At 63.9% G+C, this 22969-nt stretch carries 24 protein-coding genes; 17 read left to right on the forward strand and 7 right to left on the reverse strand.

Annotated features, from left to right (window positions below):
* Positions 1-39 precede the first annotated feature (39 nt).
* Positions 40-318 carry a DUF3892 domain-containing protein gene (locus tag JOF42_RS01805; protein ID WP_210096286.1) on the forward strand — a complete coding sequence of 93 codons (279 nt, stop codon included), beginning with the start codon at positions 40-42 and terminating at the stop codon, positions 316-318.
* A gap of 280 nt (positions 319-598) precedes the next feature.
* Here the strand turns inward: JOF42_RS01805 and JOF42_RS01810 are convergent, their stop codons facing one another.
* Genes JOF42_RS01810 through JOF42_RS01820 form a run of 3 tightly spaced genes read right to left on the reverse strand, consistent with a single transcriptional unit; the run spans position 599 to position 3154 of the window.
* Positions 599-1969, reverse strand: coding sequence for an SIR2 family protein (locus JOF42_RS01810; RefSeq protein ID WP_210096287.1), 1371 nt, complete (start codon positions 1967-1969; stop codon positions 599-601).
* Complete coding sequence (locus JOF42_RS01815; RefSeq protein WP_210096288.1) at positions 1966-2304, reverse strand: hypothetical protein; 339 nt, start codon at positions 2302-2304, stop codon at positions 1966-1968. Before JOF42_RS01815 ends, JOF42_RS01810 begins: the two co-directional genes overlap by 4 nt.
* Before the next feature lie 43 nt (positions 2305-2347).
* Positions 2348-3154: a hypothetical protein gene (locus JOF42_RS01820; protein ID WP_210096289.1), complete on the reverse strand. Its 807-nt coding sequence runs from the start codon at positions 3152-3154 to the stop codon at positions 2348-2350.
* A gap of 441 nt (positions 3155-3595) precedes the next feature.
* Between JOF42_RS01820 and JOF42_RS01825 the strand changes: the two genes are divergently transcribed.
* From JOF42_RS01825 to JOF42_RS01840, 4 genes are read left to right on the forward strand one after another with little or no spacing between them, the layout of a single operon-like run.
* Positions 3596-4051, forward strand: a complete 456-nt coding sequence (locus JOF42_RS01825) for a hypothetical protein (RefSeq protein WP_210096290.1) — start codon at positions 3596-3598, stop codon at positions 4049-4051.
* A 36-nt stretch (positions 4052-4087) separates the two neighbouring features.
* A complete protein-coding gene (locus JOF42_RS01830) occupies positions 4088-4690 on the forward strand; it encodes an RNA polymerase sigma factor (RefSeq protein WP_210096291.1) in 603 nt (200 codons plus the stop codon).
* A complete protein-coding gene (locus tag JOF42_RS01835) occupies positions 4687-5667 on the forward strand; it encodes a hypothetical protein (RefSeq protein WP_210096292.1) in 981 nt (326 codons plus the stop codon). The genes JOF42_RS01830 and JOF42_RS01835 overlap by 4 nt, the downstream gene beginning before the upstream one ends.
* 22 nt (positions 5668-5689) lie before the next feature.
* Complete coding sequence (locus JOF42_RS01840) at positions 5690-7468, forward strand: DUF4209 domain-containing protein (RefSeq protein ID WP_210096293.1); 1779 nt, start codon at positions 5690-5692, stop codon at positions 7466-7468.
* 178 nt (positions 7469-7646) lie between these two features.
* Here JOF42_RS01840 and JOF42_RS01845 read toward each other — a convergent pair whose 3' ends face one another.
* From JOF42_RS01845 to JOF42_RS01855, 3 genes are all read right to left on the reverse strand, one after another.
* The gene (locus JOF42_RS01845) at positions 7647-7895 is read right to left on the reverse strand and encodes an ABC transporter permease (protein ID WP_210096294.1); all 249 of its coding nucleotides are present in this window, start codon (positions 7893-7895) and stop codon (positions 7647-7649) included.
* A gap of 84 nt (positions 7896-7979) precedes the next feature.
* Positions 7980-9011, reverse strand: a complete 1032-nt coding sequence (locus JOF42_RS01850; protein WP_210096295.1) for an antitoxin VbhA family protein — start codon at positions 9009-9011, stop codon at positions 7980-7982.
* A gap of 99 nt (positions 9012-9110) precedes the next feature.
* Positions 9111-9365, reverse strand: coding sequence for a hypothetical protein (locus tag JOF42_RS01855; RefSeq protein ID WP_210096296.1), 255 nt, complete (start codon positions 9363-9365; stop codon positions 9111-9113).
* A gap of 294 nt (positions 9366-9659) precedes the next feature.
* On the opposite strand from JOF42_RS01855, the gene JOF42_RS01860 reads away from it, so the two are divergent.
* The 6 genes from JOF42_RS01860 to JOF42_RS01885 all read left to right on the forward strand — a co-directional run bounded on the left by JOF42_RS01860 (position 9660) and on the right by JOF42_RS01885 (position 16600).
* Positions 9660-10397: a TnsA-like heteromeric transposase endonuclease subunit gene (locus JOF42_RS01860; RefSeq protein WP_210096297.1), complete on the forward strand. Its 738-nt coding sequence runs from the start codon at positions 9660-9662 to the stop codon at positions 10395-10397.
* Positions 10398-10424: 27 nt separating this feature from the next.
* On the forward strand, positions 10425-12416 hold the full coding sequence (locus JOF42_RS01865; protein ID WP_210096298.1) for a TnsB C-terminal domain-containing protein: 1992 nt from the start codon (positions 10425-10427) through the stop codon (positions 12414-12416).
* A gap of 23 nt (positions 12417-12439) precedes the next feature.
* The gene (locus JOF42_RS01870; protein ID WP_210096299.1) at positions 12440-13489 is read left to right on the forward strand and encodes a TniB family NTP-binding protein; all 1050 of its coding nucleotides are present in this window, start codon (positions 12440-12442) and stop codon (positions 13487-13489) included.
* Positions 13479-15587: a zinc-ribbon domain-containing protein gene (locus tag JOF42_RS01875; RefSeq protein WP_210096300.1), complete on the forward strand. Its 2109-nt coding sequence runs from the start codon at positions 13479-13481 to the stop codon at positions 15585-15587. Before JOF42_RS01870 ends, JOF42_RS01875 begins: the two co-directional genes overlap by 11 nt.
* Before the next feature lie 57 nt (positions 15588-15644).
* Positions 15645-16007: a hypothetical protein gene (locus JOF42_RS01880; RefSeq protein WP_210096301.1), complete on the forward strand. Its 363-nt coding sequence runs from the start codon at positions 15645-15647 to the stop codon at positions 16005-16007.
* A 188-nt stretch (positions 16008-16195) separates the two neighbouring features.
* The gene (locus tag JOF42_RS01885) at positions 16196-16600 is read left to right on the forward strand and encodes a hypothetical protein (RefSeq protein ID WP_210096302.1); all 405 of its coding nucleotides are present in this window, start codon (positions 16196-16198) and stop codon (positions 16598-16600) included.
* A gap of 385 nt (positions 16601-16985) precedes the next feature.
* Here JOF42_RS01885 and JOF42_RS01890 read toward each other — a convergent pair whose 3' ends face one another.
* Complete coding sequence (locus JOF42_RS01890) at positions 16986-17543, reverse strand: hypothetical protein (RefSeq protein ID WP_210096303.1); 558 nt, start codon at positions 17541-17543, stop codon at positions 16986-16988.
* 194 nt (positions 17544-17737) lie between these two features.
* Between JOF42_RS01890 and JOF42_RS01895 the strand changes: the two genes are divergently transcribed.
* The 6 genes from JOF42_RS01895 (at position 17738) to JOF42_RS01920 (ending at position 22930) form a co-directional block, all read left to right on the forward strand.
* Positions 17738-18103, forward strand: a complete 366-nt coding sequence (locus JOF42_RS01895) for a hypothetical protein (RefSeq protein WP_210096304.1) — start codon at positions 17738-17740, stop codon at positions 18101-18103.
* Between the two features lie 428 nt (positions 18104-18531).
* Positions 18532-18924 carry a hypothetical protein gene (locus JOF42_RS01900; RefSeq protein ID WP_210096305.1) on the forward strand — a complete coding sequence of 131 codons (393 nt, stop codon included), beginning with the start codon at positions 18532-18534 and terminating at the stop codon, positions 18922-18924.
* 78 nt (positions 18925-19002) lie between these two features.
* Positions 19003-19980 (forward strand): hypothetical protein, encoded by a 978-nt coding sequence (locus tag JOF42_RS01905; RefSeq protein ID WP_210096306.1) that lies wholly within the window; start codon positions 19003-19005, stop codon positions 19978-19980.
* A gap of 48 nt (positions 19981-20028) precedes the next feature.
* The gene (locus tag JOF42_RS01910; RefSeq protein ID WP_210096307.1) at positions 20029-21078 is read left to right on the forward strand and encodes an efflux RND transporter periplasmic adaptor subunit; all 1050 of its coding nucleotides are present in this window, start codon (positions 20029-20031) and stop codon (positions 21076-21078) included.
* Positions 21075-21749 carry an ABC transporter ATP-binding protein gene (locus JOF42_RS01915; protein WP_210096308.1) on the forward strand — a complete coding sequence of 225 codons (675 nt, stop codon included), beginning with the start codon at positions 21075-21077 and terminating at the stop codon, positions 21747-21749. Before JOF42_RS01910 ends, JOF42_RS01915 begins: the two co-directional genes overlap by 4 nt.
* Complete coding sequence (locus JOF42_RS01920; RefSeq protein WP_210096309.1) at positions 21746-22930, forward strand: ABC transporter permease; 1185 nt, start codon at positions 21746-21748, stop codon at positions 22928-22930. The genes JOF42_RS01915 and JOF42_RS01920 overlap by 4 nt, the downstream gene beginning before the upstream one ends.
* The last annotated feature ends 39 nt before the right edge of the window (positions 22931-22969 follow it).

Genomic DNA, 22969 nt, shown 5'->3' on the forward strand with positions numbered 1-22969 from the left:
AGAACGCGCCACTGGGGTGCACTAAGAGTAAGGGGAATCATGGTTGTCGAAATCACGCACGTGCGCTTCGAGGGTAACGGTCGCGGCCCGGATGCGATCATCGCCTACCAGTGGGTGTCTCGGGATAGCGGGAAGGTCGGCTGGAGCGACAAGCCCAACATGGTTTCCTTCGTCCGCGGTGGGGGCACCGCATACGTAGGACAAGGTGCGAACCAGGTGATCACACGCGTCGTCGATCCCGAACGAGGCAACGCGTACATCCGCACTGTGGCTGACGGGTACTACACCAACAACCTCGAGAGCCTCCCGACCTTCTAACTGGTCTCGGGCGGGAGTGCGAGACCGCGCGCGACGTCGGGCAACGGTCGCCCGGCGCCGCGCGCAGTCGTACACCCGCCGAACAACAACCGCCCCGTGGATACCGGCCCCCAAGGTCCCTAACGTCGGACCCAGGGACTGCTGTTGTCTCTCACGCACCGACAGCTCACGCACAGGCTTAAGGGGCCAGCGACCAGGTCCCGGAAGACTCGGTAATCGACCTCCCGCGCTCCCGCACACTGCTTGCGTCAATGGCCAAAATGAATCGACGAAGCAGAACTCAGCGTTGTCTTTCGGTGCGTCCGCTGGGTGCAAGGACGACCCATTCTTCGTCGTCAGCCGTCGGATCCTCGAAGCGACCTCCGACAACCCACGACTGGTCGCCATACTGCGCCACGATTCGTGAGGGCCGCCCCATCTCGAGAAGTTCCCCAACGGACTTTGTGCGGCGCGTGTTCGCGTCCAGTGAGACCGCGGCGGGGTGGAGAATCCCCCGACGGGACTGGTCGAGAGCGTCGACCGCGAGATAGAGAGTCCCGGAAACGGTATCGAAAGTAGCGGAGGTGATCGCGCCGGCCTCGTGCTCACTCCATGCCACGATGACAGGGCGCTCGGGCAGTGCGCTCGACAGCGCCCGAGCGACGTCTGCGCTACGCGCTTCGAGTTCCGCTGCGACGAACTCCGCGACTCCAGCAACGTGTCGGATTCTGTCCTCCCGCACGCCGAGCGCTTTCAGATGAGAACGAACGTCCTCGGGGAAGGGGTTCACGATGACGATCTCCTGAGACCCCATCGGCAGCACGCTCCACAACATGCGGGCCATTGCGGCATCCGTCAACGGCAGCGAATACCCCATGAGAACCACCCGATCCGCATCCTGCAGCGCCGCGCGCGCCTTGCGCCAGATATAACGCGTCTTGGGATTGTCGAAGTAGCCACTCTTCGTCGACGTAGGCGGAACGAGAAAGACGTCCCGGCCCTCAATCGCCATTTCCCGCACACCTAGGTTCGCGAAGTCTGAGGTCGCGAATCGGTCGAGCGTCGCAGCGGAGCGGTCTCCCGATACGGCGAACCAGTCCACGGACCCGTGGAGCTTGTAGAGGGCGAATGTGTCACGCTCTTCGATGTGCCCGCGGCCGTCGTTGAACATCAGTGCTTTGCTGCTGGGGAAGCCCGCCACGACTGACCCGGCATGCACGCGCCCTTTTGTGTCCACACGGAGTTGTGCTTCCAAAGCGGTTTCGAGAAGCGTGTCGTAGTTGAAGGTAAGGATGTCGTCGCGCTGCCAATGCACCAGATCGACGAAGGTGTGAAGCCAGGACGGGAGCCCGTCTGCAAGGACCCCCTGCTCGAAGCCATCGAGTACCGTGGCGAGAGCATGCGTGAAGAGTGAATACAGGGCCAGATCTTCGTGGTGCTCGGCTTCCGACTGATAGGGCTGCTGTTCAGCCAGCCACGACATCCAAGTCTCAAAGGTGATCCCGCTCTGCGCGAAGTCCGGGACCTGAACGCTGCCCCTCAGACCAAGCTCTTCCGCGACTGCCGCACCGAGTCGATCCGTCATCGGCATCAACTCGGACACCGCGTACGAAAAGCCCGCGCCGAGAACGTATGCGGTGCGGGAGCCGGCCGTGCGTGTCACCTGCATCATGCGACCATCATCGCGTACGCCACGTCCTGGGCGCCGCCTGAGGGGGCGAGCGACCGTCGGACGACGAAACTCGAGCGTCCACGCGTCACCGTCGCCGCAGGGTAGAGGGCGTCCCCACTGAAGGAGAACAGCACCATGCTGACCTGGATCACTCTCGCACTCTCGCTCATCACTGTCGTCGTGACTCGACGCCACAGCACGGATCGGACGAACGTTCTCGTATCGTTCGCGTTCTTCCTGTTCATCATGAGCGGGCTCGCCGGTGTGCTGAACGCCTTCACTCCGATGTCCCCGCTCGAAAGCTCGGGGATCGTGACGCTCGGGATGATCTTCACGGCCGCCTGCATTCTCGCCGCGACGGTCAGCGCAGCTCTCGACCTACGAGGCGCCGTCGACGGGGATGGACTGCAGGTTCATCATCCACTCGGTGGCCAGGCCGCTGGAGAAGATGAGGGCGAACGCGGCTAGGACTGCGAACCACCAGCCCACGTTGGGTGCGGTAGTCCCGCGCGTTGCGCGGAAAAGGGGCTTCCAGAGCAACCGATGTCCCACCGCCTGGACCTCCATGAGGACGGCCGAGATGTTCGCGAGGCAGACGGCGATTGAGGACAACAGGACAGCGAAACACGCGAGCGCACCCAGCAGTTGCGCTCCCAGTGGCAAGAGGTACGGGAAGATACCTCCCTCCGCATCGCTTTTCAGAGCTTCCAGGGCAGCGGGAAGTACGCCATGCAGTGGCGGTTCGATAAGCCAGAGCGCCACAAGAACGCCGACCACCGCATACGCCAACGTCATGGTGAGAAGCCCAGCCGTCCTACCTCCGCCGAAAGCGCGCCGGAAATACAGGGTGGCGAAGACAGTGATCGCCACCGCCAGGAGCGCGACACTCACCCAGAACATCGTCACGGCAATCGTCACGGCCCACAGGGCGTACAGGTACACCGCGACGATGACGCCGAGAGCCCAGCCGAGGAACTCGTCCCACGGATCTGAAGGCTGCTTTCTCGAAACGGTTGGGGCCTTGCGGCGACGTCGAGGAATCGTCGCTTGGCGGGCGTTATCTCGTGCGACGGCGAGGGAGACTCGACCACCGGTGTGGTTCGGAAGTTCGGCCATCGCCGCCGTCACGGGCAAACCGAGCACCACCCCGCCCAGTGCCCAGAGCGCTTTTATCAGCAGAATCATCGGTCGGTCTCCCGTCGGGTGAACGCGTCGCGGGCTCGGGACAAGAGTGTTCCCAGCCCCACGCTGACAACCAGGGATACACCGGCGATAACGATGTCCCAGGCGTGCTGATCAAGAAACTCCAAGATCGGGTGAGCGTCAGACAACGCGGTTCCTCCGATAGTCAGGTGAGCGGACAACGCCTCCGAACGTATCCGTGTCGTGGCACAGCATCTGCGCTCCTATTGGCGTGGGTCACTGAATCCTTACTGAGCGGAATCGTGAGCCCAACCGGCTCGCATGCCCGGAAAGACGTGGTTCTCGGGCCTCACGTCGAGAGCGAGGAAAAAGTCTGTAAGGAATGGGCAGTGACCACCAATAGGCAACGTGAGTGGGCCCCATCGCAACAAGAGACTGGGTCAAAGACCCCCCGGCTCCCCCGCCCAACGCCCGGAGATACCCATGAAGAAGTTCCTCATTGCCATCGTCCTGATCGGCCTCGCCTTGGCAGCTTCGCCCGCGACCGCGTCCGCGACGATCACCCCATTGCACCCCGACGTGCAATACGCCCTCGATGAGGTCCCTGGCGGCGTAGCGCTCAGCGCGACTCATGCGGTCTGGCCTGCCCTCGGGATGACCGTAACCGCCGAGTCGCCTTTCGCTCGTTCCGTCGGCACATGCGCGACAGGAACCTATTGCGCGTACGCGGGAACGGCCCTCACCGGTACGAAACTCACGTTCGCGATCTGCACCAATGTCAGCACCGCGGGGCTTCGGAGTGTGGGTTCCATCGCCAACGGCCGTTCGAGTGGCAAGGTGCAGGCACGAGACTCCGCCGGGACAGTGCTCGGCACCGCGTTCCCGAACGGTTCCGCGACCGTGGGCAGTGGCACCGTCGGGCTGCTCTGCACACTCTGACGGCTCGATACCCTGGTGTGTGATGGACGTGAGGAGGTGAACACTGTGGTGTGGTCGAACCTCTTCGGACGTGTCCGTCTCGCCTACGCGGGCGCAGACGTCCCCTCGTTCGAACCCACGCCCTCCATCGGCCAGACCGGGTCACCACGCAACAAAGAGGTGGCGTTCCGGATCCTGTTCGACGAGTACTGGGCGCGGATCCGACGCCATATCGCGTGCTTCGTCGATAACGCCGAAGAAATAGACGAACTCACCGCGGAGGTGTTCGTCGTCGCGTGGAAGAAACTCGATCCCGCGAAGCCGATGGGTCTCACATGGTTCCTGAGAGTCGCCGACAACAAGCTCCGCGACGCCGGGCGTCGGAGGCTCTCGAGAGCCCGCGTGTTGGAGGCGCTGACGCGGGGCCTCACCCACTCATCGAACGGCCTGCATCCCTTAGAGGTCCTCGCACTAAGGCAAGCGCTCAAGAACCTCAACGCCCGCGAACGGCAAGTGATCGTCCTGACCTACTGGGATGGCCTCACCGCCGGGGAGATCTCCGAGGTGCTGCGTTGTAGCCAAGGCTCTGTGTGGACGACACTGACCCGAGCGCGCACGAAGCTGCGCGAGCAGCTCGAACTGAAAGGGGCCGAGGCGTGAACACCCAGGACGACGAACTCGACCGGCTCTTCCGGGCTGCGAACCCGATGCCGGATGCCGTTCACACACCGCTGCGAGCATCAGACATCGCGATTCGCGAGCGCATCATTCGCGGGGAGCTGACGCCTCGCCGGTCCCGTCGCCGCGCCAGCGCGTGGGCGGGACTGTCCACCGCCGTCGCTGCGACGATTGCCCTCGTGGTGGTTGCTGTCAGCGTCCTTGCCCCCACGCAGACGGCTGTTGCCTTCACCCCGCCGCCTCTCACATACGGGAACGCCGAGCCGCTCGGCGATGTCGTCGCCGAAGCTCACACTCGCCTCGACGACACCGTGGGTCCCGAACAGACAAGTGCTGTTCACTCCCTGATGTGGGGATGGGACATCAACATCACCAAGGAACAGATCGAAGTCGTCCCGCAAGATGTAACGTTCCACTGGTCCGTGGAGGACGGATCCACAACCACGATTGTTGCCGGGGAATCGTACTGGGGAGATGACGAGCGCCCGCAAGGGATCAGGGCCAGCCCGTACGCGCCCGGTGAGATCATCAGCGAGGTCGTCACTCCCGCAGCCGAGTTCGACGCCCCCACCCAAGTCATCGCGCTGGCCGGTAGCACAGAGGCCGACCTTCTAGAGGCCTTGAACAGCTTTGGAACAGACCCGACCGTGTCATCCGGAGCAATGCTCGTCGCCATCGGGCGTCTTTTGAGCTACTGGACTCTCACGGACGAGCAGCACGCGACACTCATCGATCTGCTCATCGATGCCGGTGGTGTCACCGTCCTCGGACGCACCGTCGACCGTGCAGGCCGCGACGTCATCGGCTTGCGGGTCACAGACCCGACGTCCCCGTACGTCGATACCCTTCTCATCTCCATCGCGACTGGGCGCATCGTCGGCATGGAGAACGAGCTCACCGAGCCCCTCGATTTCATCCCCGCCGGCGTCGTGGGCTACACGCTGTGGGACGACAAATGATCCGAAGCCCGCGGATAGACGAATGACCGACAGCCGCTGGTCCGATGCAGTTGCCCACGCCCACGCCGCTGGTCTTCTCGCACTGACAACTCACATTGACATCTCTGACCTCAGCGCTGATCTGATCACGGTCTGCGAGATCACGGACGCGGTCCGCAACTTCGTCCTCCGATCCGAGGATCGCATTGAGCCCTACCAAGCGCTCTGGGCGAAAACAGACCCGCGACCGAATGCCCTCACCAGTGACCAGATTCAGGTCCTTGAAGCGATCACGAGGACCACTGCCGATGCCCACCTGCGTGTACGCGCCCTGGACCTGATCTCTCTGAACAGCGCGGGCGCGACCCGCATTGCGCAGACCATCACGATGATCGATGCGCTCAGCGATGCGGTCACCACCGCAGACCTCGACGCCCGTCTTTACGGCGACATACAACGGGCGTTCACCGTCGCCAAGCAGTTCCGCGCAGCAACCGACGCCGCCGCCGCTCGCCTGGATGGGGCAATTCTCACACGCCTCCATCGCTCAGAGAACGCGACAGAAGCACTCAACCTCGGCCGCCTCCTGCGGCTTGCGCGCCGAGCCGCTTCCGACGGCGCGGCCATCGCAGACACCTTGATACGAGTCGCGCACGACCCTGGGGCGTATATCTACACCGAGGAAGCTTCGCAGTGGCTGCGAATCAGCGGGGACAGCAATGCCGCTGACGACCGGCTCATCGACGTGGTGGAATCGCTGCGGGTTGAAGCCGAAGAGTTTCTTCGCAGGCCGACCCCTGAGCGTGTCCATCACGCCCGACATAACGTCGAACTGGCGATGGACACCCTGACCCGGGTGCCATCAGGTGCCCGCGACGCCCGCGGGCTGTCATCCCTTTCCGCAGATCTCAACGTCCTCGGCCGGCGCGCCCACAGGGCCACGGTTAGCTTGATGCGAGCCAGCACTGTGGCGCTGCCTGACCTTCGAACGGTTCGAGCATCGTTCCTCGACGCTGTAAGCGACCAGCCCGGCGAGCTCGCCATCGCCGTCTTCCTGCACGGTGTCCCTCTCATCGACTACGAGAAGTTCCTCGTCGATGCCACCACGCGAGTGCACAACCGGCTGATTCCGTTCGATGTCGCGCGCGTCACCATCGACCCCAGTGGTCGCATCGTCAACCGTTCCGACCACAGAAACACTGAGCCGGTGTACGATATCCCCCGCAACATCTGGAACGCGATGATGGACGCGCACACCCTGCACATTGTCTCCGTCGTGAACCAGCTTCTCGCACCGCAGTGGGCGGAGTTGAGCGCAACTCAGGTGATCCCCTTGGCCGAGTTCGTTCGGTCCGCGCACGACAGCCCGCTCGTCCCGCCCCACCACGATCTGATGGTGGCGAAAGCCCTGTACTACGGTTTCTCGGGCGATTTTGTGACCGCTGCGCAGCTTGCCGCCCCCGAGATCGAAGCCATCGTTCGACATCACCTCGGCGATGCTGGCGCCAAGACAAGTGTGATTGGCAGGACTGGAATGGAAACCGAGAACGGCCTGTCGTCTCTTGTGGGGCACCGCATGATGGTGCCCGTCTTCACATCGGACGTCGCGTTCGCGATCCGCGCGCTGTTCTGCGGGGACGGTGGCGCGAACCTGCGCAATGATGTCGCGCACGGGCTCCTCGACGAGGTCACCACGTCGTCCGCTCGGTGCTTCTACGCATGGTGGTTGCTGTGGAGGCTTGTCGACGCCCCGTTCTCCAACCCCGAACTCGACCATCTCGCGCACGAGAATCGGGTGCCCGCACACCCGCAGACCGAGTGAGATCAGTGCCCCACTCGACTTCTCCCACACCCCCTCACCGGGTGTTCGAGTTCGACGGACAGGGGGCTGGCGACAACGGCGTGTACGAGTGAGTCCCTTGAACGGACGGGTCTGGCCGTCACTGGCGCATGAAAGGCGGACGGCGACGGGCATTACCGCAGCGGCCGTCGCCGCATCCTCAGACACTCAGCGCCGCCATCGGTGGTGTGCGCGCCGCTCTCGCCGCGGGGTACAAACCGGCGATCGCACCGATGGCGATAGTGCTCCCGACCGCTGCTCCGAAAAGCCCTGGCGGGATCGCGAAAGGCCACCCACTCAACAAGCCGACCACGAGCACGACCGCGGCGCGCAACACCGAGCCCATCACCCCACCCAACGCTGACAGCAGCAACGCTTCGGCGAGAAACTGGTGACGCACATTGTCCACTCGAGAGCGCGTGCGATGGAAGCTGCGGTGTAGCAGAGGCCGATGAACTGAACTTCGCCCATGGGTTCGGCTGCTCGACTTCGGTCATGGACTGTCTTCCGATTCGTCCTCTGAGCTTTCTTCGGGGTGACGCGTGTGCCGTCGACGGACGTCTTCGATGATTTCGTCGAGAGTGCGGTGACCGTCGATATAGTTCTGGGCGTCACGGAGAGCGTCGGGCGTCGGGGATAGCCCGTCCAGAGCCCACGAGTCCAGAGTTTGGGCCACCCTCTTCGCGCGCCGCTCGCGCTCGAGGTAGTTGTCCTCCCACCGGTCCGCGAGCCCGCGGATGATGCGCAGGTTCGGCGTCGCCATCCTCAAGGTGCGCATGTCGAGGAACCCGAGGTTTCCCTCCTGCCCTTCCCGGCCGAGGCTCGCCACTCGGCGGCCGTCTTCGGTCTTGCCGCCTCCAGGTGCGTGAAGGTGCCCGTGCACGAGAAGCTCGGGATGGACCGCGTCCCACACCTCGCCGATCCGTGCGCGGGATGCCGCAGACTCGGCCAGAACGACTTCCGGGAACCTGTGTGGGTTTGTCCGGAGGATCTCGCGGACAGGGCGGACGGGGGTGCCTGCCGGGGACTCATGGGTGAGCATCAGATCCGCGGGGCCGCCGGCGACGGCCTCGGCAACCATCCCCTCGCTCACGGCCTCATCGGGCCACCAGGTCAGTCCCTCGATGCGGGACTGACGGTCGACAGAAGCGGCGCCACCCAAGGACAGAACCCGGCGACCACCGATGGTCAGGCGCGCAGGGCGCGGGAGCAGCCAGGTGAGGTCGGAAACCCGCACCGCGGCGCCGGGATGCTTGTTGAGTAGCGGGGTGATCTCATCCCACGGCTCGTGGTTGCCGTTGGTCACGTAGATACGGGTGATGCCGGTCTCGGCGAAGATCTCGTCGATCTCCGCCGGCGGCATCCACCAGTCCCCCAGATGCAACATCGTCGTCACGTCGGGCGCGAGGGCTGGAAGCGCCCCCGCCACTATCCGCGCCCACCCAACACTGCCGTGCCAGTCGCCACAGACGACGACGTGTTCGTCCGGCAGGACGATGTCCGATGCGTACTCAAGCGCCTTCATCAACCCTCCTCAGAAGAAGTGGTTGCATCTTAGCCGATTTGCGGAAAGAATTCCGCATGTGACCTATTCGGTGTGTTGGAGAACGGCGTGGATGCCGACCTAGGGAGCGGCTGCGCGCTCCGCCCAGCGCTCCGCCTGCGCCTGCCGCTCCTTCATGCGATGAAACTCCCGCTCCATCGCTCGGACGTACTCGGCGGCCTCCCCGCGCATCATCCAATAGTCCAAGCGGGTTCCGACGAGCAGGCGGAGTCGGGCGAGGTCCACCATCTGCATGACTATCAGACCGCCGAGCATCTTCTGCAGGCGGTTGTACTCGATCTCCAACTCCGCCGCGAGGTCGGTGATCTTCGTCACGCGAGGCTTCTGCATGTACAGCTCTCGAACGCCGTACGAGATCTGATGCTGCGAGATGGACGCGTCGAGCTGCGCCTTCCGCTCAAGACTCCAGTCCTCCCCGATTCGCCACCATTCAGGGAACGGGCGTCGCCCGAAGTCCCGAGGCTCAATCAGGAAGTCTCTCGGCACATATCGCGGATCTGACACGCGAAAAGTCTACCTAAAAGCTCGCATGCGAGCGAAAAGACCTAAGAACTGGCTGTTTCGGCCCATTTCAGCCTCGCGTGTGAAGGCGAGGTGCATGGGAGAGGCATGAAGTACACGACACTCCCCAAAACTCCCGGCGACGGATACGACCGAATCCAGTGGTTCGACGCCAAGCGCGTCACCCACACCATTCGAGCGAACGACCCCGTGACCGCACGCACCGTCGCGCCTGGCGAGCGGACCAGGAAGCCCGGGAAGTGGAAGGGTCAGCGACCATACCAGGGCCACTACTGGTGCGCAGGCGCCCGCAAGAGCGTCTTCCATGAGTCGATGGCCGAGTACGCAGGCATGATGCTCATCGACCACCTCTACGACATCGTCAAGGTCGACGCGCAGCCGATGCTCATGACGTTCGCCGACGGGACCTTTCACTATCCCGACTACCTGGCCGTCGAGGCGTCTGGCGTCCGGCACCTCGTCGACGTGCACCCCAAGGGGCTGACGAAGCCGGAGCACGAGCAGGCTTTCGCGAACACTGCCCGGGTGTGTGAGGTCATCGGATGGCGGTTCACGCTCATCGACCAGCTCAGCGACATCGTCCGGTTGAACCTGGAGATGATGGGCCGCTACCGCCACCACCGGTACACGCCAACCCCCGCCGTGGAGGAGCACATCCTTCGTACCGCGAAGACGAACGAGAGTTTCGGAACCCTGCGCCGCGCTCTCATGACCGACAAGCCCGGCGAGCTGATGCCATTCCTCTTCCACCTCATGTGGCGTCGGGAACTCACCTTCGACCTCACTCGGGCATTCACCGAGCACACCCCCCTCACCGCGGCCTAACCCCACCCCACCCAAAGGAGAACCACCATGATTGCTCAGCGCACCATCGCCCTCGGACAGACCGTTCACCTCGACGCCGGCGACTTCACACTCGTCAGCTTCGCCAACGGCAGCTACCGCCTCCGCGACGACCTCACCGGCGACTACCAGGTCATGCACCATCTCCAGCTCGCCCTCCTGCTGCCGCCCGGCCAGGCACTGGCGACCTCAGACCCCATCGATACGAAGCCCATCGACGAGGTCCTCGACGGTCTCGACGACACCAAGCGCGCAATTATCCCCTACCTGCAACAGCTCATTGACGGCACTCCCGCCGACGGTGGCGAACCACTCCCCGAGTTCGCCACGCACGTGTCGAAGACGAAGCGACTCGACTCTACGGTCCTCGCGCTCTCCAAGGCCGGCTTCGAGGTACCCCTTGGCACGTTGAAGCGTCGCCTCGCCGCCTTCGAGAAGAAGGGAGTCTCTGGCCTCGTCGACCGGCGGGAGGGACGCAAGGAGAAGGCATTCGCGCGGGTGCCCGACGATGTGCAGACGGCGCTGGCGAAGCTCATCGTCAGCTACGAAGGCAAGTCGACGGTGACCTACACCGCCATCCGTGCGGAGCTCAAGGCGGCGCTGATGGACCAGTTTCCCGACCCCGCAGACCGGCCGAAGACGCCGTCGCTGTCCACCGTGGAGCGGCTTGTCAAGCACATGGGAGGGGACCAGAACCCCACCATCCCCGCCAAGAGGCGAGAGACGGCGGCACTATCCCCGAAGCGTATGCACCGCCCGCGCCAGGTGTTCGGGCCGGGAGATGAATGCCAGATGGATGCCACCGAACTCGACATCCTCGTTCGCATGCCGAACGGCGAAATCGGCCGGCCTCACCTCACGGCATTGGTCGACAAGCGCACCCGCGGTGTCGTCGGGCTGAATCTCACGGAGGCTTCGCCGAAGGCCATCGACCATGCAGTGCTTCTCGCCAACGCGCTCGTGCCCCGCAAGCTCCGGCCGTGGGCGAAGGACTACGACGCTCTCGGGCTCCCCCAGATGCCTTGGTCGAAGCACCTGACCAAGGAGCAGTCGACAACCTTCGATTCTTACCGTCCCTACATCTTCCCGTCGCGCATCCTCATCGATAACGGCCAGGACTTCCGCGGCACGGTCTTCGGTGCCGGATGCGACAGGTACGGCATCTCCCTCACCCAGACCCCCATCCACGACCCCACGGCGAAGGCAATCGTCGAGCGCTTCTTCCTCACGGTGAAGACGAAGTTCTGCCAGTTCGTCCCGGGATACACCGGCGGCGATGTTTTGAAGCGTGGCAAGGACGTCGCCAAGGGACCGCTGCTCACCTTGGCTGAACTATCCGAACTCCTCGATAGATGGACCGCCATCGTGTGGCAGAACCGTCGCCACGAGGGGCTCGAAGACGACTATCGGGAGAACTGGAGCCACTCCCCGAACTCGATGTACGCCGCGTGCGTGGAGCTGACCGGACACTTCGTCCTCGCCTATCAGGAGGAGGACTTCATCGCTCTGCTCCCCAGGGACGAGCGCACGGTCCAGTCCGACGGCATCGAGATGAACGGACGCATGTACGACAGCCCGCACCTCGGCCCGCTCCGCAATCGCAAGCGGTCGGACAACTCCACCCCCAAGGTCGTCGTCAGCTATGACCCCAGCGACGAGCACCGCATCTGGCTCCGCTCTTCCGACGACGCTGGGTGGATTACTTGCTACTGGACCAAGGAGCGGGGCCGGTCACGTCCGCTCGCCGAAGCCATCAGCCTCGAAGCCCACCGACAGACCCTCGAAACGCTCACGTTCAGCGATGAAGAAGCCGACGACATGATGGTGCGCTTCCGCAACGAAGCCATGACCGAATCCACAGACCGCGCGACCGCGGCCGCACTCGAACAAAAGAAGAAGAACAAGGAGAAGACAGCGACAGAGACTCTCGCCAACATCCTCACCTCCGACACCGACAGCAGCCACGACTTCGCGAACTTCGCGAAGTTGGACATCGGCTGACGCCCATCACGAAAGGTACGACTATGTCCAACCCCAGCGGTCACTTCGACCAGCGCGAGCAGCTGCTCGAGCTCCTCGAATCTGTCAGTAACAACACCCCCACCCCCGTCAGCCTCAACGAGTACAAGTCATGGACGCGCGCCAAGCGGCGCGCATTTGATGAGGAGCGTAGCCGCCGCATCGCCGACTCCATCGTCATCATCACCCCAGCCCTCCAGCAGCTGAGGCTGGCCTACCGGCGCGCAGCGCGCGTCGCACACCGGCCGGTTGGACGGACCGGCATCATCCTCGACGGCGACCCCACGACCGGAAAGACCACCGCCGCCGTCTGGGTCATGGGCGAAGCCCACGCCCGCCACATCGACCGCCACCCGCGGTGGAAGGAGGACGGACACGTTTCCGTGGTGTACGTAGAAATTCCGCCGAACTGCACCGGAAAGATGCTGATGGGACGCATCCTGAACTTCTTCGGTGCGCCGGTCGTGCCCCGTCAGACTTTGGAGGAGCGCACGCGGCTGGTCACCGACCTTTTCGCCAAGTCGCACACGTCTCTCGTGGTCTTCGACGAGATTCAGAACCTCGCGCAGTCGAACACCACGGGACGATTTGAAAGCGCACAGGCCATTAAGAACCTGATGAACGCCGTCAAGGCCGTCCCCATGTACGTCGGCTTCGACCTGGATAACAGTCAGTTCACGAACGACGAACTCGGCGCCCAGTTCGCCTCCCGCTGCACCCCCGTGCACCTGGGCAAGCTCGACATCACCACCAGCGAGCGACGGCAGCTATGGGCAGGCGTCATCGTGGCCTTCGAGGAACAGCTCGGACTGTTGGCGCAACCGCCGCAGGCTCTGCTCGAACACGCCGCCTACCTGTGGACGCGGACGCGCGGCTCCATCGCCGCCCTATCCCGGCTCCTGACGACCGCGGCCCTGGACCTCATCGAAGACGGAAACCCGGACGCCGAGCTCATCACGAAGGAGTTGCTTGCGAGCATCCCGCTCGACCTGACAAGCGAGCGTCTGCTCTCGGAGGCCAACGCCGTCGCCGAGGAGGCATCTCATGCTGCCTGAACGCACCTGGCCATTCCCCGTCCGGCCCGGCTCGTTCGAGACGGTCGACAACTACCTTCGGCGCCTGCGCTCTGCAAACCTTGTTACCGACCTCACCTGGGGCGCGTGGGTGAAGCCCACCGTGCGCGCGACCGGCATGGCGCATGCCGAGGCGCTCGAGGTCATCGCTGAGTCCGCGGCTGGCCTGCGGCCCGGGCACTTCACTCGGAACCGCTCGTCGCTCCCCACCCACGCGGACGGCACCCCCTGCGTGAACTGCACCACCGGCCTCGATAACCGGTTCGGCTGCGTCAGGTGCACCCCGGGCGAGCGCATCGAGCAGATCCCGCACGACGGCCCGCGCGTCTGCCGGAAGCACATGATGTGGGTGGGGCCCGGTACCGCGCCCGAAGAGCAGTGCCGGGCCGGCGCGGACGCACTCCGAGCTGACCGACTATATCGACGGCTGCGCCGACGGGGCCTCCTGGACTCTCATCGTCTTGCCGAGATTCTGGCGTGTGTGGACGACTGGGCGCAGACCTGCGCGGGCCCCGAGCGTCCGGCTGACCGCTTCGTCATCGCGATGCACCTGGCTCGAGGAATCTTTCACCCTACGTCCCTCGACGCCTACGCCCTCCGGACAACCGCTGCGAGTGTCCGCTACTCCAGGCTCTCCTCGTACGTCACGGACATCGTCGGCTCTGAAGACTGCATCGTGCTCATCGACGCCATCTGGCTCCTCGTCCGCGCTGCCGGGCATCAGGACCAGACAAACCCTCACTCCTTCATCTGCACCGCGAAGCCAGAGAACGTCGACGAAAGAGCGGAATTGGAGCAGCTGCGTAGCTCCGCCTACCCGCGCGGCCGCCATCTCCACCTGACTCAGTACGTCTCCTCTGCGGAAACCCGGTCGAAGTACGACAGCGCACGTCAACCGTCCAAGCGGTACAACTACATCTGCGCGTTCGGGCACTCGTTCATTCAAGTGCCGAATCAGCTGATGAAGGGCAAGACAGGTATGGGATGCGGAGTCTGTTCTAACCGCCGCCTGCTCCGCGGTTTCAACTCCCTTGCCGATACGGACGCCCATCTCGTGTCCGAATGGCACCCCACGAAGAATGGTTCGCTGCGTCCCGAAGACGTAATGGCTGGGTCGGAGCGCTCAGTGTTCTGGCGGTGCCCGGAAGAGGGGCACGAGTACAAGATGCCGTTGTCCAAGCGTAAGAGGGGGTCCAGGTGCAGCTACTGCACGAGCAAGGCGGTTGCTCCCTCGGTCAACGCGTTCTCGCTCACTCACCCGGAGGCGGCCGCGTCCTGGCACCCTGAGCTCAACGGTGACCACACTCCGGAACAGTTTGTCGCGGGCTCCGCCCATATGGCCTGGTGGCGGTGCCCGGAGAAGGGCCATGACTATCAGGCGTCAATCCTGAACCGCGTCATTCACAATCGCCGCTGCGGATACTGCGCCCGGTCAAAGGCGCACCCCAGTACGAACCTCGCGGTCACGCACCCCGACACCGCGTCACGCTGGCATCCGACGAGAAACGGCAACCTCACACCCGCCGACGTCCTCGCCGGGTCCAAGAAGAAGGTGTGGTGGCGGTGCGAGGCGCAAGGTCACCACTACCTCGCGCCGGTTCTCACCCAGGCTCGCGGCAATGGCTGCAACGTGTGCTCCGGACACGTCATCGACGAGCAGAACTGTATGCGGACCACCAGGCCCGACTTCGCCCGTCAGTTCCATCCCGCCAAGAACGGCTCCCTCACCCCGGACAACACTCTCGCGACGGTGCGGCGCAGAGTCTGGTGGCGGTGCGAGGAACACGGCCACGAGTGGTGTGCCACCGGCTCAAACCGCGTCATCGGGCGGACCGGGTGCCCGTTCTGTTCAAACGCCAGAGTCTGGGTGGGCTGGAACGACATGGCGACCACACGACCCGACCTCGTTGTCGACTGGGACTGGGACAACAACACATTCACCCCGCAGAGCGTCGTCGCCGGCACGAAGAAGTCCATCCAGTGGAAGTGCTCGACATGCGGGTTCGGGTGGACCGCCCACGGTATGAAGCGTTCGAAGGGCGACGGGTGCCCGGCCTGCGCCAAGGCTCTCGACCACTAGATACACAAAGGCCGCGCATGGATAGGGAACACGCCCCGCCCACAGAAAGCTGCCACCATGCCCACCATCACATCTGACACCCCAGCCGGGGAGGCTTCGTTCCTCCTCGGTTGGGCGATGTTTGAAGCCCTCGGCGTCGCATACCCGGATCGGGTGCGCTTTCCGCCTTCTGACGAGAACTGGCTGACTGCGCCTGGGCACACCATGTTCGTTCCTGTCGGCGACGGGACAGTGGCCGCTGACTTCGTCAGCGAGATGTTGCCCACGATCCAGCGCGAGATCAAGCGTCAGCGAGAGACCAACGAACTGAACGACAGGTGGTTCATCGAATTCGACTACTGGGCCCATGCGATGTCCGGAGATAGCGAACGACTCGACGACGGACTCCGCTTCGACGTCGTCGTGCAAGTCCGTCACTGATCTGTGAACTCTCAGAGTTCTGGCATGTCCTCCGCGGGCCCGGTTGGGCACGGCGCGTACATGGCTGCCTCTGCGCAGAAGAGCGCGGCAAGCTGGCTTCGCGCTGTCCTACTCATCCCTCGCTGCGTCTTTGACAGGGACGCAGTCACTGTCAGGATCGTTGCGAGGAGTGAGGAGAACGGGTGAGAGTGTCCACGATCATGCACGCCGCGTTCGGCACGCTGACCATCGATGGTCTGACAGCTCCGTTCTCTTCCTCCCCGCCGTTTCGAAATACGGATCTGGTGATGACCGTCACCGGTGATGATCTCGTCATTCGCACGGGTGTCAACATGGGCCCGGTGAAAGTCGATCTCGAGCGATGCCCATCGGAGCCCGAGCCGGACGACGATGGGACATGGGACGACGTTGTCGAGGTGGTGGGGCGAGCGACCGCCGGTGTGCCTGTCAGCGTCCATGGGCCGACCGAGATGCCACCGGATGAGGTCAGGGAGTTGTCGGATGCTGGTCACGAGCGAGTGACGATGCGGATCCACGCGGCGAGCCGGAGTGAAGCGCGTGACCTTGCGGTGAGTGAACCCACCGAGCGGTAGCTTATTCAGGTGTGGACGCTATCCGACGATGGCGCCCCTCGAGCCGAAGAATCGTCGAGCACTTGGAGCGCGGTCTCGCCTGGGGCCGTTGATGAAGTATTGCCGGTACGGTCTTCGTCGTTCATCGCGTCGCCCGTGGCTAACGAGACGCCGTTGCTGACCAAATTGCTGGCTCGCGAGCAAAGGCGGGCATAGTCGAGTGGCCTCAACGGACACGCATCCGTTCCACGCTGAGAAGCGCTGCTGCCGGACGGGCTGGAGGCGATTAGCGGAGCGTGTTACACCCGCCGACGCCCAAGCCATATCGCGAGGGCGAGCACTGTGGCTGAAAGTGCCGGGATCCAGGCTGCAAGCGCGAGTTGTCTGGTCGGTTCAGTCAACGGCGTCAGGACTCTGACCGTGGCCGGCTCGAGCTTCGATGCGGTTCAGGCATGGGTTCGGTCCCGGGCGCGGGTGAGGGTTCAGGCCTGGGAGCGGGGTCAGGCACGGGAGCGGGGTCAGGCACGGGAGCGGGGTCAGGCTCAACTTCGACTTCCACTACAACTTCCAGCTCGAACTCGAATTCGGATGTGGGCTGACGAAGGGCTAGCCGAACCCATATCCCCGCCGACAGGGGCAATGCCAGCACGGTCAGGCTAAATTGCGCGGTTTGCAGCAGCGCGCGTGCCCAGTCCGAAGGGTCGGGATCCCACGTAGCACTCGTCGCGGCGACCGCCGCGACGAGTGCTAGCACGTGAGTGCTGCCCAGGAACACGGCGACATCGGTGTGCGCAGAAGTGATCCGGTCCCAGTACAGGAGTGCGTAAATCGCCGTGAGTGCCACGGATGAAACGCCGATACTCATCGCGATGCCGACGAAAGTTCCCACGGTCGGTTTCTGCATCACGGCCAGAGACACCGCAACGCCACCGAAACCCCCGCCCGTGTAGTAGAGGGCCAGCACCAGTCGCACTCCTGGGCGATGGAGCCAGCCCAGGAGAACCGCCGACAAGAGCTGGAATGCGACCACTGTCGTGAACAGTACGCCCGGAGTCAGCCACCCAACCGATTCCGGCGGCGAATTCAGGTCCGCGCCGAGCCCGAATGGAACTCCACTCAGGATGATGACCGCACTCGAGTGTCTCGCATAGGGCTTCCATGCTTCTTTACGTTCGCTTCGCGTCACCTGTCGCCCTTTTCTTACTCGCGTGCATCTGGATCATGGCGCTCAATGACTCGGGCGCAACATCCCATCTTCTCCTCATCGTCACGACGGGCACGGGATTGGGGGTGCTCGGCGCGAGCACTCATCTTCGCGGCGAGACACGCCGGTGGAGGCCCTGGACGTTGGCCGGCAGTCTGAGCGCCGGGTTACTGGCAGGGATGCTCGCGGCAGGATGGATCGTCCCGACCTTCGCGTACACGGCCGCCCTAGCCCTGTTTAGTGTTCTCGCCGTGGCGGGGGTGTGGTTTCTGCTGCGCGAGGACACCTATCTCGACGATCCGCACGGCGACGCGCTTTAGTCCCGGGCCAGGTGGAGTTGCGACCCCGGGCAGCCGACGGGCGCCGGCGGCCGCACCTCTTGCGCTCGAGGCGCAACGTCTCAGGAACCGCTCGGGAACAGCGCGATCACCACCACCCCTTTGCCCGAAACGCGAACTCCTTACAGACAATCTCACGCGTCGAGGTCCGGTCCACCACTTCTCCTCGGGTGGGGCCGACACCGCGATTGTCAGTAGTCGCCACAGCCGCCGTGGTTGAGACGCCCCGAAAGCCCAGAAAGACGCGGATCCGCAACATCTGTCAGGTCTTTCCTGTAGCGGCCAAAGGGGGTGAACGGTGTCCACCGAACGGGGGACAGACACCTGAAACGCCGCATCTCACACTCAGAGGGAACCGAGGTGAACCTGATCAATAATGATCCAGGCCTCGCATCCCTTGAGGAGAGAAAATGAAGTTGAGCACGAAGAAGCGCTTGGCGAAGTTCGCCGCCGCAACGGCCGTTTCGGCCGCTCTTATTGTCGCGCCGTCTGTGGCAGCGATGGCGGACGCGCAGGCGACCTACTCGTCCGGCGGGCAGCCGCGCGCGACCGGCTACTGGAACGCGTCCACGGACACGATCTCCAGCACAGACCGTTACAACGACGGGTGGGGCTCTCGCACGTGGTGGAACCTCCGCGGAAACACCTCCAGCAACAACATCGACAACACCAAGGGCGCCGGACAGACCGAGTCGCGACCTGTGTGGGTGCTGCCCGGCTGGGAGTTCCGGGTCCAGGCCTGCTCCATCAACAACGGCACGCAGCTCGGCTGCTCGTCCTGGTCGGGCTACTCCGGAGTTTGACCCCACGTGGGACCGGACGTGCGCTACGCCCGGTCCCACGTTTCATCATCACCACCAGAACAGGACCGCACAGTACCCATGAAACGCCTCGCGCCCGCAGCGCCCATCGTCCTCACCGTCCTCCTCGTCACAGGTTGCTCAGGAGGGTCTTCGGCAGAGGAAGGATGGACGACGCCTGAGGTCCCGGCAGAGCTGTCCGCGTCGCAGGCCCTGGGCGCTTTGCCCTTCGATTCGTTCGCGATGGGGAACTCTGAGCGGGAGCAACTGCAACAGGGAACTGCCGAACTGCTGAATCGGTGCCTCTCGGATTACAACCTGTCCGCAACGTTCAGCGGCGACTACATCCAGCAGGTGAGCGAGGACCCGAAAGACCCCTTCATCTACCAGTGGGGCGGGAGGCTGGGAACCTTGCCGCTGGATCAAGCCAAGGAGTACGGATATGCGGCCCCTCCCGGCGGCGACTGGTCCAATGGTGCCGGCATCTATCTGGCCAGCGCAGAGAATCTGAACCCCGTGATGCCCGATGACCCGACTGAGGCCGCACAGCTTTCAGCCGCGATGTACGGGCCAGAACAGGGCATGATCCTCGGCGAAGGAGGAGCTGACGAAGCACTCTCCGAGGACCTTATTCCCACCGACGGCTCGGGGAATCCGCCTCCGGAAAAGGGGTGTTACGGTGCGGTGGAAGACCAGGTAGGAGTGTCATTCGTAGACCTGCGCGACGTGACCTCCGACATCTACGGCCTGGCGTTCAGCCACGACGCCGTGAAAGAGAAAGCACGCACGTGGTCGGCGTGCATGAAGGACGCCGGGTTCGACTACGCACGGTTCGAAGAGGCTCCCACCGCCAATGCAGGAGCTATCACCGCCGACACCATCGCGGCCGCCACGGCCGACGTGGAATGCACGAATGCCAGCCGTTGGACCGACACGTTCTACTTCGTCCTCGGCGACTACGAACAGCAGGCCATCGACAAGCAACCTGAGAAGTTCCAGTCCGCGCTCGACGCGGAACGTGAGCGCCTCGACGCGGTCAACACACTCTTGGGTGAATAGATGGCGACGAACGGAAGACCAGCGGCACGGATGACACCCACTCGCCGTGTGGGAGTCCTCCTGCTGGCGACCGCTCTCGTGTCGGCAGCCATCGGGGGCGCAGCCGGCTTCTTTGTGAGATCGCCCGCGCAAGTCGCTGCCGATGCGGCACCCCCGTCGCCCAGCGAGCTGACTGTTGCGGTCGAGGAGGGCACCATTGCGGATCCGATCCTGCTGCCTGGCGTCGTTGCTCTCGGTAGCGTCATAGAACTCACTCCGGCCGGCGCTGGCGTCGTGACAGAGCTCCCCGTCGCCATTGGTGCGCAATTCAGCGCAGGCACGGTCATCGCAGAGGTGAACGACAGGCCCGTCATCTACCTGCAGGGAGCGATTCCGCTGCTGCGCGACCTGCGCCCGGGCGACAAGGGGCAGGATGTTCGCCGCCTCCAGGAAGCACTGCGTCCTTGGCTGAAAGGCGAGCCCGACGGGACGTGGGGTGCAGGTACAACCAACGCGCTACGCGCTCTCTACAAGGCCGTGGGGTACCAGGTTCCTGCGGAGAGCGCCGCTCTCCAGTCCGAGCTCGTCTTCGGTCCGGTCGCCACCGCGACGGCGCTCAGCATCAAATCCCCGCTCGGCGGTGGTGTCGAGAGCCCACTGATTCGAGCGACGACGTCTGATCCGACGGTGACCGCGGAAGTCACGGATGCGATGTCGCAGCTTCTCGCCGTCGGCGACCGCGTGTCTGTGACCGGGAGTGCCATTGGAGGCGCACAGGAGGGCACCATCACAGCGGTCGGCGGGCTGGTGTCAGGAGAGGATGGGATCAGCCGCGCCACGGTCGTCATCCAACCGGACGCCGCGCTGTCAGCGGGGGCAATCGACGGCAAGGTAGAGATCACCGTTCAGGCCAGCGCGGAGGCCGAGACTGGCCTGCTCGTCCCGCTCTCCGCCGTTCGTTCGAATGCGACCGGTGGAACTTACGTGCTCATCAGGGACGGAGACGATACCCACAGGGTGACGGTGACCGTCGACGACACGGGTGGCGGACAAGCCCGAGTGACCGCCAGCGAAGGGGACCTCGACGTCGGTGATCTGGTCGTCGTGGGCGTGCAATGACGGCTGTCGTCGAGTTGCGTGAGGTGTCTCGTGTCTACGCTGGACCGCCCGAGGTGCACGCTCTAGCAACATCCTCGGTCACCATCGACGAGGGTGACTTTGTGACCATCGTGGGCCCATCCGGGTCAGGGAAGTCCACGCTGCTGAACATCTTGGGACTGCTCGACAAACCCACGGCGGGCACCTACACGCTAAGAGGTCAGGACGTCACGCTCCTCTCGGAGAACGACAGGGCGCGTGTACGAGGCACCGACATCGGATTCGTCTTCCAGTCTTTTCACCTGCTTGAACAGCGCACATGCCTGGAGAACGTGATGCTCAGCGACCTGTACAACGGAACGTCTGAGCGTGAATCTCGTAGTCGGGCGTCGGAGGCCCTGGAAGCGGTGGGTCTCGGTTCGTTCGAACGTCGGCTACCCACAGAGCTATCCGGTGGACAACAACAGCGAGTCGCCATCGCCAGAGCGTTGGCCGCCAATCCCGCGGTGCTTCTGTGCGATGAGCCAACAGGAAACCTCGACAGCGTCACGGCCAACGCCATTCTCGCGTTGTTCGACGAGCTCAACGATGCGGGGCGAACCGTCGTGCTGATCACGCACGACGCTGAGGTCGCACGTTACGGGAACCGAACACTACACATGCTCGACGGCACGCTAGGTGAGAAGTCGTGAGCGGCCGTCCCGTGCGTCGGAGGCTGCTGAACGAGGCGATGGCCGGCGTCGTGCAGCGCTCGTCTCGGTCCGGGATGACGATTGTCGGAATCGCCATCGGTGTCGCATCCTTCGTTGCAGTTCTCGGTGTCACCGCCAGCGCGAACGGTCAGATCAGTGACGAGTTCCTGAAGGTGGAAGCCACACAGATCACTGTGACACCGCGCAGCGGCGGAACAGGCACTGAGCTTCTCTTCGCCGCAGACGCGGACAGCCGCGTGTCCCAGATCGACGGTGTCACCGCGACCGGACGCTGGTGGAACGTCCCGGGCGTCACCGTCAGCGTGAATCCGCCCTCCATCGACCCAGGATCATCGCAACCTCCCCTATTGGCGGTAACGCCCGGCTACTTCGATCTCGTGGGCGCGGATGTCTCGAGCGGTCGCACGTTCGATGACTTCCATCAAGACCAACCCGTCGCCGTCATCGGAGAGAAGCTCGCCGGCGACCTCGGCATCGACAACGTCGCCGACCAACCCGTGGTCGTGCTCAACAACCTTCGAGTCACCGTCATCGGAGTTGTTGACAACACGACCGGCTCTAGTGCCGCCCTGACGAGCGTCATCATCCCGGCGGGGTTCGCCCGCGAGCACTTCACCGCCCCAGGGCAGCGGGAGACGATGGTCGTTGCCACCGAGGTGGGAGCATCGACGGTGGTCGCCGACCAACTCGCTGTGGCCTTGAACCCTGCGGAACTCACCGCGTACCAGATTGTTCCGCCGCCGAAGCCGACGGTCGTCAAGGACAGGGTGAACGGATCCACCCAGGCGCTTTTCTTCGCGCTAGCGGGAATCTGCGTACTCGTCAGTGGCGTCGGAATCGCGAATGTCTCCCTACTGGGGGTCATCGCTCGCACCCGCGAGATCGCCCTTCGACGCTCACTCGGCGCCCTACCGAGACACATCGCGATCCAGTTCTTGGGCGAGTCGGCCGTGCGCGGGCTACTCGGTGGCTTGGTCGGAACGGCCCTGGCGATGGCCGCAGTGACTGTCATCGCGTTGAGCCAACAGTGGACAGCGGTCATAGAGCCATGGTCACTCGTCGCTGGGCCAGTGATGGGCGTGGCTATCGGGTCTATCGCCGGGTTGTATCCAGCGATCCGCGCTACGAAGATCGAACCCGTTGAAGCGTTCCGCCGGTGAATCCCGGGTGCATCTGAAATAGGACTTGTGACGGAATCG

The sequence above is a fragment of the Microbacterium phyllosphaerae genome (assembly GCF_017876435.1).
Classification (GTDB): Bacteria; Actinomycetota; Actinomycetes; order Actinomycetales; family Microbacteriaceae; genus Microbacterium; species Microbacterium phyllosphaerae.

Coding starts and splice junctions, on each gene's coding strand:
- JOF42_RS01805 (WP_210096286.1), top strand. CDS start 40: ATGGTTGTCGAAATCACGCACGTGCGCTTCGAGGGTAACGGTCGCGGC.
- JOF42_RS01810 (WP_210096287.1), bottom strand. CDS start 1,969: ATGATGCAGGTGACACGCACGGCCGGCTCCCGCACCGCATACGTTCTC.
- JOF42_RS01820 (WP_210096289.1), bottom strand. CDS start 3,154: ATGATTCTGCTGATAAAAGCGCTCTGGGCACTGGGCGGGGTGGTGCTC.
- JOF42_RS01825 (WP_210096290.1), top strand. CDS start 3,596: ATGAAGAAGTTCCTCATTGCCATCGTCCTGATCGGCCTCGCCTTGGCA.
- JOF42_RS01840 (WP_210096293.1), top strand. CDS start 5,690: ATGACCGACAGCCGCTGGTCCGATGCAGTTGCCCACGCCCACGCCGCT.
- JOF42_RS01850 (WP_210096295.1), bottom strand. CDS start 9,011: ATGAAGGCGCTTGAGTACGCATCGGACATCGTCCTGCCGGACGAACAC.
- JOF42_RS01860 (WP_210096297.1), top strand. CDS start 9,660: ATGAAGTACACGACACTCCCCAAAACTCCCGGCGACGGATACGACCGA.
- JOF42_RS01865 (WP_210096298.1), top strand. CDS start 10,425: ATGATTGCTCAGCGCACCATCGCCCTCGGACAGACCGTTCACCTCGAC.
- JOF42_RS01870 (WP_210096299.1), top strand. CDS start 12,440: ATGTCCAACCCCAGCGGTCACTTCGACCAGCGCGAGCAGCTGCTCGAG.
- JOF42_RS01875 (WP_210096300.1), top strand. CDS start 13,479: ATGCTGCCTGAACGCACCTGGCCATTCCCCGTCCGGCCCGGCTCGTTC.
- JOF42_RS01880 (WP_210096301.1), top strand. CDS start 15,645: ATGCCCACCATCACATCTGACACCCCAGCCGGGGAGGCTTCGTTCCTC.
- JOF42_RS01895 (WP_210096304.1), top strand. CDS start 17,738: ATGCTTCTTTACGTTCGCTTCGCGTCACCTGTCGCCCTTTTCTTACTC.
- JOF42_RS01900 (WP_210096305.1), top strand. CDS start 18,532: ATGAAGTTGAGCACGAAGAAGCGCTTGGCGAAGTTCGCCGCCGCAACG.
- JOF42_RS01905 (WP_210096306.1), top strand. CDS start 19,003: ATGAAACGCCTCGCGCCCGCAGCGCCCATCGTCCTCACCGTCCTCCTC.
- JOF42_RS01915 (WP_210096308.1), top strand. CDS start 21,075: ATGACGGCTGTCGTCGAGTTGCGTGAGGTGTCTCGTGTCTACGCTGGA.